The organism is Flavobacterium pectinovorum (assembly GCF_006438875.1).
Taxonomy (GTDB): Bacteria; Bacteroidota; Bacteroidia; order Flavobacteriales; family Flavobacteriaceae; genus Flavobacterium; species Flavobacterium pectinovorum_A.
In genome coordinates, this window is sequence record NZ_RCZH01000001.1 from 200,523 (window position 1) to 213,703 (window position 13,181).

At 36.0% G+C, this 13,181-nt stretch carries 9 protein-coding genes and 1 riboswitch; of the genes, 8 read left to right on the plus strand and 1 reads right to left on the minus strand.

The genetic code is table 11. The annotated features are described in order from the left end of the window. Positions 1 to 49: 49 nt before the first annotated feature. Positions 50 to 2,728, minus strand: coding sequence for a T9SS type A sorting domain-containing protein (locus tag EAH81_RS00870; protein WP_140502628.1), 2,679 nt, complete (start codon positions 2,726 to 2,728; stop codon positions 50 to 52). Between the two features lie 350 nt (positions 2,729 to 3,078). Between EAH81_RS00870 and EAH81_RS00875 the strand changes: the two genes are divergently transcribed. The 8 genes from EAH81_RS00875 to EAH81_RS00910 all read left to right on the plus strand — a co-directional run bounded on the left by EAH81_RS00875 (position 3,079) and on the right by EAH81_RS00910 (position 13,170). Then, on the plus strand, positions 3,079 to 3,681 hold the full coding sequence (locus tag EAH81_RS00875) for a TetR/AcrR family transcriptional regulator (RefSeq protein ID WP_140502634.1): 603 nt from the start codon (positions 3,079 to 3,081) through the stop codon (positions 3,679 to 3,681). A gap of 65 nt (positions 3,682 to 3,746) precedes the next feature. Next, complete coding sequence (locus tag EAH81_RS00880; RefSeq protein WP_140502639.1) at positions 3,747 to 5,012, plus strand: TolC family protein; 1,266 nt, start codon at positions 3,747 to 3,749, stop codon at positions 5,010 to 5,012. A gap of 8 nt (positions 5,013 to 5,020) precedes the next feature. Next, entirely contained in the window at positions 5,021 to 5,914 is an 894-nt protein-coding gene (locus EAH81_RS00885) for an HlyD family secretion protein (RefSeq protein WP_194150808.1), read from the plus strand. Further along, entirely contained in the window at positions 5,914 to 6,822 is a 909-nt protein-coding gene (locus EAH81_RS00890) for an ABC transporter ATP-binding protein (protein WP_140502649.1), read from the plus strand. Before EAH81_RS00885 ends, EAH81_RS00890 begins: the two co-directional genes overlap by 1 nt. Before the next feature lie 483 nt (positions 6,823 to 7,305). Next, positions 7,306 to 8,046 (plus strand): ABC transporter ATP-binding protein, encoded by a 741-nt coding sequence (locus EAH81_RS00895; protein WP_140502654.1) that lies wholly within the window; start codon positions 7,306 to 7,308, stop codon positions 8,044 to 8,046. 240 nt (positions 8,047 to 8,286) lie between these two features. Continuing rightward, positions 8,287 to 9,390, plus strand: coding sequence for an ABC transporter permease (locus EAH81_RS00900; protein ID WP_140502659.1), 1,104 nt, complete (start codon positions 8,287 to 8,289; stop codon positions 9,388 to 9,390). Then, positions 9,390 to 10,508, plus strand: coding sequence for an ABC transporter permease (locus EAH81_RS00905; protein WP_140502665.1), 1,119 nt, complete (start codon positions 9,390 to 9,392; stop codon positions 10,506 to 10,508). The genes EAH81_RS00900 and EAH81_RS00905 overlap by 1 nt, the downstream gene beginning before the upstream one ends. A 275-nt stretch (positions 10,509 to 10,783) precedes the next feature. Further along, positions 10,784 to 11,021: riboswitch (cobalamin riboswitch) on the plus strand. A gap of 100 nt (positions 11,022 to 11,121) precedes the next feature. After that, positions 11,122 to 13,170, plus strand: coding sequence for a TonB-dependent receptor plug domain-containing protein (locus EAH81_RS00910; protein ID WP_140502670.1), 2,049 nt, complete (start codon positions 11,122 to 11,124; stop codon positions 13,168 to 13,170). Positions 13,171 to 13,181: the final 11 nt, after the last annotated feature.

Sequence of the window (13,181 nt, forward strand, 5' to 3'; positions counted from 1 at the left end):
GCATCGCAGATAGGATTTTTTAGTTTAGAATCAGGGCAAATTTTAAACCTTACTTTTTAACGAATTTAAAGTTTTGAACTCCATTTTCAGTTGTCGAAGCTTTTATCATATAAACACCTTTTGCAAGATTATTTACCGGAACTTCTGAAGTAATCATATCTTCGGCAACAATAGTTGTTTTCCAAACTTCTTTACCTGCCGTGTCATACATAGAAAGCGCAACAGGACCATTAATCGTATGATCAAACTTTATTTGAAAAGTCGTCGATGCAGGATTCGGAAATACATAATTGGTTGCGGCAGTTTTAAAATAACTCGGAGTGCTTAACACAGATCCAAGAGAAATAGCATAAAGCGCAGCATCGGCCTGAGGCAATTGAACGCTTAATGTTCCTTGTGTTGTGCTTGTAGTACCGGAGTATAATTCTTTGACCGTATAATTTCCTGAACCTAAGCCTAAACGACTTAAGTTGATATTGTTCGTTACGGCAGCATTACTGTAATTAAATACCGCAACATAAGTAACATCATTGTGAGTAGCCGAGAAAATATTGGCAGCATTGTAACCCGTATTTCCATCGGCAGGACGAAAGTTTACATCAGCGCGGGCAACATTCATAACATCATTATTTTGTAAAAGAGATTGCGCTTTCGCTTTCCATGCACCTGCAACAGAAAAATCATCACCACTTGTAATTGTTCCTGTTACGACACTGCTCAAAAGTCTTGCACGGTTTTCTCCTGCAGTAACAGTCCCAAACACAACATGATCAGCATCCAGATAATCGTAAATCTGATTTTGCCACCATCCATAAGTAGTACTGTTAAGCGTATAATCAGTATCGCCAATACTGCTGTAAGCATCGCAGGCAATACGGCGTACATGTACATACGGTCCCGTTGCAATATTGGGTGAAATTGCAGCTTCAACCAACATAGTTCCGTTAATTTCATCTATTAAATATTTCATTCCTTCCTGATAAGCTTCCATACCCGTATGCAATTGATAATTTACAAAACTATCAGCCTCAATACTGGCGTGCGTCAAAAAGTCGACTTTTACCATCTCAAAACCCGCTGCTTTAAAGCGATTAATGAAATAGTGTATTCTTGCCTTAGTTCCCGGACTTGTAGGATCCATTGCATAAGCGCCGTCAAGCTCAAAAGGAGCACCATTAACCGTAGTCCAACATTGATTGTAACTGTATGAACTGCCCTCGACCTGACGATTGTATTTACCCCAATCTACAAACGGAGCCCAGTAAATACCCGCTTTAAAACCTTTACTTTTGGCATAAGTAACAAATTGTGCCAGTTGCGCATCAGTCATATTATCCCAATAAGAATCCAAATCTATGAATAGTGTATTATCCTCGGTTTTGTATGCCGGACAATCATCATGAAAAAAGTCTGTAACTGCATTAACCTTCGTTAAATTGATAGAAGTCTGCATGGCGCCCCAACTGTTCCAACCTATAGGTTTTGGAGCCGTCCAGTCAAAAATATATTTAGGTTGCAGTGCTGCATTTGCCTGAGCAAATTCTTCAAAACCAGATCTCCAATCGTCATTAGCGCTAATAATTACCTTTGGCGAAGGACAACTTGTTTGACCAACGTTTACCCAACCGTGACCACGAGTATCCCTTGTAATCTCTTTCTTTGTCCATCCTGCAATAACCGAAACATAAGCAGATGAAGTTCCACCGCCGTTTACAGTAATACCGGTTTTCCATTTTGTATGTTCAAGAGAACCTATAACCAAACCTTTACGATTGGTATTATTGTAAATATTAGTAACCTCAGATGCCGTAAAATCGGCAGCATTAAGCGGATAAGCATTGTATCGAACCCAGGCATCATTATCGTAAGGGACAAATACAGCTCTCGTGTCTCCGCTGCCAAAGTTTGGCGTAACCTGATAACTCGTCAATGGTGACATTTTATAGCAATTAGATCCATTTCCCGTAAGGACAACCTGCACGGCAAGATAATTTTTATTGGTATACGTATAAAAAATCTGTTGCATGCCTAAAGTATAATTTCCACTTAAAGTGAAAATATGCTTCGTACCGCTGCCAATATTGTCTGTAAAGGATTCGGAAGTATAAACCGCCGTGGCAAAATTACTACTCACATATTGCTGATCACTAAAAGCATAAGCCGATGCCTTCGCGATTACTGTCGCACCATTGAATTTTACGTCGTACGTTTTATTACCTAAATTGTAAACTATACTATTATTGGTACCAAAAGTAACAGTTTGCAACGTACCGGCAGCAATTGGTGTCAAAACGAACTTGTCCAGATTAGGCGCCCACGAACTCGTGTTGTCCCAAAGCAGAGTAGTGTTTCCGCTGTTTAAGTACACGCTTATATTTTTTGAAGCCGCAGTACTCCAACCGCCACTTGACTCACACGGAATCGCTATAGCTGTTGCTGAACCCGCTGTTAAACGGATTGTTCGAGGATCACCGGTGCAATAAAACAATTGTAAATTGTACCAGCCTGTTGCAGATACTGTAACATTTACAGAAACGCTGCTATCTCCACCCAGATTCCCTACTATTTTGCCGGAACAAGCATCACAGGTTTGTATGTTGGCGCTGTTGGTTCTGGTGCCATTTTCAAATTCATAAGTTTGAGCTGACCCATATAGGGCAAACAATGAGGCTATGACGGTAAGAAATCCTTTAACCGAAAATTTTTCTTTTGTAATTTTTTCTTGCATAATAATTTATTTTAAATAGTTAAGATGCAGTACTATACTATACTGTGCTACAATGATAAGAAAAATATGAATAGAATGTATAAAATGTTAAAAAATAATTGATTTAATTATTTTTTACAGACTTAATTATGGTATTTGTTTATTGTTTGCTGATGTTGTTAAAAAAGAATATTCCGATTAATGATAAAGTATAGCGCACGAAAAATGCATATTGATGTTTTACAGGATATGATTCCTTACTTTTTTAACTAAAAGTTATTTAGAGTGGAATTATTAAAATTAATCATTTGATTAAATCTTTTGTTTAAAATTAAAAAATATTTATATCTTTGCCTCAGATTAAAATTATTATGGCACCAAAAAGCAAAGACGCAAGCACCGAGGAAAGAATAAAAGAAGCAGCCCGAACCGTATTTACCCAAAAGGGATATTCGGCTACGCGTACTCGTGATATTGCCGAAGAAGCTGGGATTAATCTGGCTTTGTTAAACTATTATTTTAGAAGCAAAGAGAAACTCTTTGAGCTTGTCATGGCAGAAAAAGTTGGGAAGTTGTTTGGTGTAATTGCACCAATTGTTAACAATCAAAATACTTCGCTTGACGAAAAGGTAACCTTGATTGCTGACGCTTATATTACAATGTTAACTCAAAATCCGGGTTTGCCTTTGTTTGTTTTGAGCGAAATACGAAATAATCCAGAGCATTTTGGCAATAAAATGCAAGCCGGAAAATTACTGACAGAATCTTATTTTGTGAAACAATTAATAGAAAAAAGACCGGACATACATCCGTTACATTTTATTATAAATGTTTTATCGATGTGTATTTTTCCGTTTATTGCAAAACCCGTTTTAGAATCTGCGGGAGTTATGTCAGCAAATCAGTTAAATGATTTTACAGAAGAAAGAAAGACATTCATTGTAAAATGGTTTAAAGCTATGATAGACTCGTAGCTATTTTTTTGGACTTAATTTAATCAAATGATTAAAACGAAATATTAAATATTAAAAAATTGAGTATGAAAAGGTTATTAGTTATTGTACTGGTTATTTTTCCTGTATTACAGTTTTATGCACAACAAGAACGCAAGATTTTAAAACTTGAAGATTGTTATGCACTGGCAGAAGAAAATTACCCGTTATCTAAAAAAAGAGATTTGATTGCCAAAAGCAGCGAATACACAATTGATAATATTGCAAAAGGATATTATCCTAAGTTTGACATTTTTGGACAGGCAACTTATCAGTCAGATGTGACAAAATTACCCGTTCGGCTTCCGGGTCTTGAAGTGCCTATTTTAAAGAACGATCAATATCGCGCTTACGCGGAAGTGAATCAGCTTATTTATGATGGAGGTGCTTTGAAACAACAGAAAGAACTTGTTGAAAAACAAACGAAAGTTTCGGAACAGCAACTCAAAGTTGATTTGTATGCCGTAAAACAACGCATTACGGAACTTTATTTCGGAATTCTTGTTTTTGAAGAACAGCTTCGCCAGAATGATTTGCTTAAAAATGATATTAACATCGGAATGAAAACTGTTCAGGCACAACTTACAAATGGAACGGCTTTTAGAAGCAGTCTGGATTTGCTTAAAGCAGAATATCTCAAAGCAGATCAAATCGCCATTGGGATTCGCAATTACAGAAAATCATATTTAGATATGCTCGGACTTTTTATTAATTCAGAACTGGCTTCGGACACACAACTGGAAACTCCTGCAAATGTTGTTAATTTAACAGAGATAAAACGTCCTGAACTGGCGCTTTTTAGTTATCGAAATGAAAGTTTGGAACTCGGCAAAAAAACAATCGAAATACAGAATTTACCCAAGTTTAATTTTTTTGTCCAAGGCGGTATGGGAAATCCCGGACTAAATATGCTTGAAGAAGGCTGGAAAGGATATTATATTGGCGGCGTTAGGCTTAATTGGTCTTTAACGGGACTTTATACCGATAAAAAACAAAAGCAGATTATCGATATTAACAAAGAACAACTCGAAGTCGATAAGGAAGTTTTCCTTTTTAATACAAATCAATCTGTAAAACAGCAAAATGCCGAAATCACGAAACTGGAAGAATACCTTATTTCTGATACTGAAATCATAGCGCTTAGAAACAATGTAAAAAAAGCAGCTTTGGCACAATTAGAAAATGGTGTAATTGATTCAAGTGATTATCTGCGTGATGTAAACGAGGAAAATACGGCGGCGCAAAATAAAATAATCCACGAAACAGATTTGCTTTTGGCCAAATACAGACAAAAATTAATAACCGGTAATTAATTATAAAGATGAAAAGAATACTATTCATAACAATAGCAGCATTCGCAATATCATGTTCTGATAATAAGAATGAATTTGATGCCACAGGAACTTTTGAAGCCGTAGAAACTATTATTCCGGCAGAAGCTGGCGGAATTATCAAAGAACTCAAAGTTGAGGAAGGGAATGCCTTAAAGGAAGGTCAGGTTGTAGGTTATATCGATACGATTCAACTTTCGCTTAAGCGAGATCAATTATTGGCACAAATTAAAGCCACACAAAGCAAAAAACCGGATATCAACTCGCAGTTGGATGTGTACAGAGAAGAATTGCGTCAGGCGAAAATCGATCAGCAACGCATGCAAAATCTCGTAAAAGCTGATGCTGCAACGAGAAAGCAACTTGATGACGCCACAACAAAAGTTGCCGTGATTCAAAAGCAAATAAACGCTTTGCAAACCCAACTGAATATTAGTACAACCGGAATTGATGATGAAACGCAAACTTTGAAAGTGCAAATAAATCAGATAAAAGATCAATTATCAAAATCTAAAATCGTAAACAAAACCACGGGAACGGTATTGACAAAATATGCTGAGGTTGGTGAAATGGCAACAATTGGTAAACCATTATATAAAATCGCAGATTTGTCAACTATAATTTTGAGGGTTTATATTACCGGAGATCAATTGCCAACGGTTAAACTGAACGATAAAGTGAAAGTTTTTGTTGATGCCACAGACAAAACCTATAAAGAATATGAAGGTGTTGTTGAATGGATTAGCGATAAAGCAGAGTTTACACCAAAAACAATCCAGACAAAAGACGAACGTGCCAATTTGGTTTATGCCGTAAAGGTTAGAGTCAAAAATGAAGGTTATCTTAAAATTGGAATGTATGGCGAAATAAAACTTTCGAAATAATGGAATCCGTTGTTGTAAAAAATATTGTCAAAACCTACGGCAAGGAAAAAAAGATAGCAGTAAACGATGTTTCTTTTTCAGTAAACAAAGGCGAGCTTTTTGGTTTGATTGGTCCTGATGGAGCGGGCAAAACCAGTATTTTTAGGATTCTGACCACCCTTTTGCTTGCAGACCAGGGTTCAGCTACAGTTGGCGGTCTTGATGTGGTAAAAGATTTTAAAGCTATCCGAAATACAATAGGCTATATGCCTGGGAAATTCTCGTTGTATCAGGATTTGACTGTCGAAGAAAATCTGAACTTTTTCGCGACATTATTCGGAACAACGATCGAAGAAAATTACGATTTGATAAAAGATATTTACATTCAGATTGAACCTTTTAAAACCCGAAGAGCCGGGAAATTATCAGGCGGAATGAAACAAAAACTAGCTTTGTGCTGCGCATTGATTCACAAACCAAATGTGCTTTTTCTGGACGAACCTACAACCGGAGTTGATCCTGTTTCAAGAAAAGAATTTTGGGAAATGCTCAAGAAACTAAAACAGCAGGATATTACCATTATCGTATCAACGCCATATATGGATGAAGCCAATCTTTGCGACAGAATTGCCCTGATTCAGGATGGAAAAATACTGTCGATAGATACTCCCAAAAATATAATTGGTAATTATCCCGATGCACTTTTTGCAGTAAAAGCTGCCGAAATGTATCCGCTTTTGCAGGCTTTGAAACTATATCCAGACCGACTTGCGAGTTATGCATTTGGAGAATTTGCTCATTTTTCTTTCAAAGGAAATCCTGATAAAGCAGGTTTAAAGCTGTTTCTCGAAAGTAAAGGAATTAAAAACATTGAGATAAAAGAGGCAGATGTGACGATTGAGGATAGTTTTATTAAGCTTTTGAGTTAGTATGCGCATTTTTGTCATCCCGAGGAACGAGGGATCTCCGCGAGTAACTCGACAAAGATTAGCAATTTATTTTACAGGAATGACAAGATTATGGAAGCTTTGTGTGTAGGTGTAGTCCCTACGGGACAAATATTTTGGAGCGGCGTAATAATTTTTCTACCAACAGATAATCTCTCCGAGATATACTTGTAGGAATTAAATATGTAATAAAAAATTAAAAAAAATACTCCGTTAGGAGTTTCTGCCAATATATAATCTCTCCGAGATATACTTTTAGGAGTCAAATATGTTGGCAAAAGATATAAAAACGATAAATGTATCAGTTTTATAGGTCACAAATATGTGATCGAAAATCAAAAAAATACTCCGTTAGGAGTTATCTGTTGGTAGAAAAAGAAATGAAATATAATTGTATTGTCCCGTAGGGACAATACAATTATATACGATTGACAAAATACGCCCCAACGATTTAAAACCAATTTTATGAACGAAAATGTAATTTCATGTAACGCATTAACAAAACGATTTGGAGATTTTACAGCTGTAGATTCCATCACGTTTGACGTAGAAAAAGGAGAGATTTTCGGTTTTCTTGGAGCAAATGGTGCGGGGAAAACCACTGCAATGAGAATGTTGTGCGGATTATCGATTCCAACATCCGGAGAAGCGACAATTGCCGGATTTAATGTGTATAAAGAAACAGAGAAAATAAAGAAAAATATTGGGTATATGAGTCAGAAATTCTCGTTGTATGATGATTTGACGGTGCAGGAAAACATTACTTTTTTTGCCGGAATTTATGGGCTTTCAGATAAATCTATTAAAGAAAATAGTGCTTCATTATTGAAACAATTGGGCATGGAAGATCAGGCGAATAAAAGAGTAGGTTCGCTTCCGTTGGGATGGAAACAGAAATTGGCATTTTCGACTGCCATTATTCATAAACCGGAAATTGTATTTCTCGACGAGCCTACCGGAGGCGTTGATCCTGTTACTCGTAGACAATTTTGGGATTTAATTTATGAAGCCTCAGGAAACGGAATTACCGTTTTTGTAACGACACATTATATGGACGAAGCAGAATATTGCAACAGAGTTTCGATAATGGTCGATGGAAGGGTAGAAGCACTAGATACGCCAACCAATTTGAAAAAGCAGTTTAATGTTTCGACAATGGACGAGGTATTTTATCATCTTGCCAGAGAAGCAAAACGTGGGGAATAATATAAAAAAACATTGGGTGTAAATGATTTTAATACATAGAAATATAGATTTTGCAAACCTAAAAAAGGCATTTCATTTATTTTAAATGCATCCCGTCCCGTCCCGACGCTTCGGGATTGGGATCGGGACTATGTGATAGAAATTTGTTTCTTTTTGTACCCTTTTTTACACATAAAATCTATGTTCTATGTGTTAGAATGACAATTTTAATGAATTACTGATAATACGTTAATATAAAATATGAAACAGTTTCTAACATTTGTAAGGAAGGAATTTTTGCACGTACTGCGCGACAAAAAAACATTATTCATTCTCTTTGGAATGCCCATTGTGCAAATCCTGATTTTTGGTTTTGCGTTGACAAACGAAGTGAAAAATTCACAAATTGTTGTAGTGGATTATGCTAAAGATATGGCTTCACAGGAAATCATAACTAAAATCGAAGCGAGCCGTTATTTTGAAATCACAAAAAGTCTTAGCGGAAGCAAGGAACTCGAAGCGGCATTTAGAACCGGGGAAATAAAAATGGCAATTGTATTTCCGGAAGGATTCAATAATCAGTTATTACATCAGAATAAAGCACAGATTCAGGTTATTGCAGATGCTTCGGACCCTAATAATGCGACAACATTAACCAATTATGTATCATCGATAATAAGCGATTATCAGGCACAGATGAACGAAAATAGTCCGGTTCCATATCAAATCAAGCCGGAAGTAAAGATGTTGTATAATCCACAATTAAAAGGTGCGCCTAATTTTGTTCCCGGTGTTATGGCTTTGGTTCTAATGCTTGTTTGCGTAATGATGACGGCAATTTCTATTGTGAAAGAAAAAGAAACAGGAACAATGGAAATCCTTTTGGTTTCGCCCTTTAAACCTCTTATGGTGATACTCTCAAAAGCAGTTCCATATCTTTTACTTTCGATGGTAAATGTAATTTCTATCTTGTTATTGAGTGTTTTTGTGCTTGATCTTCCTATTGCGGGAAATATTTTCTTGCTTTTTGCCGAAAGTACCTTGTTTATTATAACCTGTTTAACGTTAGGAATCTTTATTTCGGTAAAAACAGATTCCCAACAAACTGCAATGTTGATTTCGTTATTAGGAATGCTTTTGCCAACGCTGCTTTTTAGCGGTTTTATGTTTCCCATAGAAAATATGCCGGTTCCTTTGCAATGGTTTTCGAACATCGTTCCTTCAAAATGGTATTATATCATCGTAAAAGGAATTATGATCAAAGGATTAGGATTTTCATATATATGGAAGGAAACTCTGATTCTCTTTGGAATTACTGTTTTCTTATTGATAATTAGCCTTAAAAGCTTTAAAATACGATTGTAATGAGAATTATAAAATTTTTGCTCATCAAAGAATTCAAGCAAATATTCCGCAATCGCGCTATATTGGCGGTGATAATTGTAATGCCGGTTATTCAGCTTATTGTTTTGCCGCTTGCTGCCAATTATGAAATCAAAAACATCAATCTGGCTGTAGTAGACAATGATCGATCTGATTATTCGAGAGATTTAATTAATAAAGTTGTTGCTTCCGGATATTTTAAACTTCGCAGTTATAACGACTCCTATAAACAAGCTTTTACTCAGGTTGAAGAGGATCATGCCGATTTAATTCTGGAAATTCCAAGAGGTTTTGAACAAGATTTAATACGCGAAAATCACCAACAGCTTTTTATTGGCGTGAATGCCATTAACGGAACTAAAGCAGGCTTAGGCGCCGGATATATTGCCGATATTATAAGAGATTATAACAATAATTTGCGAGTAAAGAATAATCCTAAAGGGACTTTTAATCCAATTCCGCAAATAGAAATTACATCTTCAAACTGGTACAATCCGCACTTGAATTATAGATTGTATATGGTTCCGGGAATCTTGGCTATTTTGGTAACACTTGTGGGTGGATTTTTATCGGCGTTGAATATTGTAAAAGAAAAAGAAGCCGGAACAATTGAGCAAATTAATGTTTCTCCTGTTAAAAAATATCATTTTATACTAGGGAAATTAATTCCGTTCTGGATTCTGGGTAATGTTGTCTTTACCTTAGGATTATTGGTTGGATGGTTGTTTTATGGCATAATTCCGCTAGGCAATCTATTGGTTTTATATGCTTTTGTGTGCGTTTATTTATTGGCAATTTTAGGTTTTGGTTTATTGATCTCGACCATTTGTGAAACCCAGCAACAAGCAATGTTAATCATGTTTTTCTTTGTGATGATATTTGTTCTAATGGGCGGTTTGTTTACACCAATTGACAGTATGCCGGATTGGGCAAAAACGGTTTCAAAATTTAATCCCATAAGTTATTTTATAGATGTCATGCGAATGGTGATTATCAAAGGAAGCGGTTTCAGGGATATTTCAAAACATATTCTGATTATAATTGGTTTTGCAATTGTATTAAATTTTGCCGCGATTCTTAATTATCGTAAAACGTCGTAAAAGTCTACCAAGGTTTAACGGTTTAATCAAGAAAGCAATTATAAAAATCCGTTTTTATCAGCGTTTTCGCTTTAGCGAATCAGTAAAATCAGCGTCTAATTTTGACGCGGATAAAACAGATTTACTTCGTAAAAACGCGGATAAAAACGGATTTTATTTGCATTATCAATATATAATTTCTACAAGATATTTTTTCTAATTACCAGTTAAAACAGGTCATTATCTATAATTTTTTGTTTTTTTTAAGAAATTAGACATTAACTAAAGTGTTTATGTATCTTTGCGCTCGCAATGGTTTAGCTATTCTTTTCGAGTTTAGCTGACGAAGAGGGAATCAGGTGCAAATCCTGAACAAGCCCGTTACTGTAAAATTCCATGCAACATTTTGACTGATTCAACGGCTTTTTTAAGCTTTTGAAATCGAATCTTTTGCCACTGCATTTTTTTCAAATGTGGGAAGGCTGATCAAAATGGGAATAAGTCAGGAGACCTGCCACTGCACATAATTTCAAGCTCTCGGGGACCAGAGTTTTGGGAGAAACACAAATATCAAACTAACATTTGATTTCGATTTTACCGTTAACAACTATTTAGTTAAATAGAGTATTTTGCTATGCACTTATGTGAAAATAGGCGTTTTTGCCTAAAACATGGTGGATTGTTTCTGCTTTTATGGATTTTATTTTGGAATCCGATTTATGCACAGAATAATCTTCCAAAGAATAATAAGGAGTCAGATTCTTTAAAAAAACACCAATTGAATGAGGTTATTGTAACCACAAGCAAACGTGAATTTAAGGTTGAATCTCCAATGCCTGTACAAATCTTGTCCGGTAAACAGCTTGAAAAACTAAACAGTCTTTCTGTAGCAGATGCTGTACGTTATTTTTCTGGCGTGCAATTGAAAGATTATGGCGGAATTGGCGGTTTAAAAACCATAAACGTTAGAAGTTTAGGAAGCGCGCATACCGCAGTTTTTTATGATGGAATGAGTGTAGGAAATGCGCAAAACGGTCAAGTAGATCTGGGGAAATATTCACTGGACAACATTGAAGCCATTGAATTGTATAACGGGCAAAAGTCTACCATTTTTCAGCCTGCGCGAGGTTTTTTCTCTTCAAATACACTTTTCTTAAAAACCAAAGTCCCTGATTTTTCATCGGGAAAAACGACTAAAATCAGAACTTCGGTAAAAACCGGTTCTTTCGGACTTTTTAATCCTTCTTTTCTTTATCAGCAAAAAATATCTTCTACTTTCTCTCTTACAGCAAGTGCAGATTGGCTTAAAGCCGATGGAAAATACAAGTACAGATATCAGAAGACGAACGGTTACGATACAACAGCAGTTCGTCAAAATGGCGATATCGAAGCTTTAAGAAGTGAATTAGCGCTGCATGCAAAACTAGGAACTGGTCAGGCTTCGCTAAAAACGTATTATTACGATTCAGAACGTGGACTTCCGGGAGCGATTTTAGCCAATAAATATGAATATGTGCAGCGACAATGGGACAGGAATTTCTTTGTACACGGTTCTTATCAGAATTCATTTTCTAAGAAATACGAATTGCTCGCCAATCTAAAATTCAGCAGAGATTACAACCGTTACATCGATCCGGATTATAAAACGCTGCAAGGTGCGCTGGATAATAAATATTATCAAAACGAATTTTACGCTTCTGTTGTCAATCAATACACGATTAAGGAATGGTGGAAAGTATCTCTTGCAACCGATTTTTCGATCAATAAGCTTGATGCCAATTTATACCGATTTCCGTATCCAACGCGATATTCTTATCTGGGCGCATTGTCTACAGAAATGCATTGGTCAAGACTTGATATTCAGGCAAATTTTTTAGGCGCTTATGTAGATGAACAGGTTAAATATTATCAGCAAGGAGATAGTCAGCATGTTTTTTGCCCGGTTATATCGGCTTCTTATCAGCCATTTGATACTAAAAATTTCAGAGTCAGGGCATTTTACAAAGAATCTTTCAGAATGCCGACTTTCAATGATTTGTATTACACTTTTATAGGAAACAGCTCTTTAAAACCTGAATTTACTACACAATACGATTTTGGATCAACTTATATTATTGAACCAAAAAAGTTTTTACAATCAGCTTCTTTTCAGGCTGATGTTTACTACAATCACGTAAAAGATAAAATTGTCGCCATGCCATCTGCCAATTTATTTAGATGGACAATGATGAATCTTGGCGAAGTAGATATAACGGGTTTCGAACTTAATACCAACTTCGTATTCCGATTTCCCGAGCAAATATTTCTGGATTTGGGTTTAAGTTATACGTATCAGAAAGCAATCGATGTGACGCCAAAAGGTACTACTTATGGTGATCAGATTCCGTATACGCCGATGAACAGCGGCACGGCAACTTCGTCTATAAGCTGGAAAAACTGGCAGCTGAACTATAGTTTTATTTATACCGGAGAACGCTACAGCCAGAAAGCAAATATTCCGGTAAATTTTGTAAAGCCTTGGTACACGAGTGATATGGCTTTGATCTGGGATGGAAAATTCTTAAAACTTCCAACAAAAATAGGAGCGGAGGTAAACAATATATTCAATCAGTATTATGATGTGGTTTTGAATTTTCCGATGCCCGGGAGGAATTATCGTTTGAGTATGTCTGTAAATTTTTAATGTAAAAGATT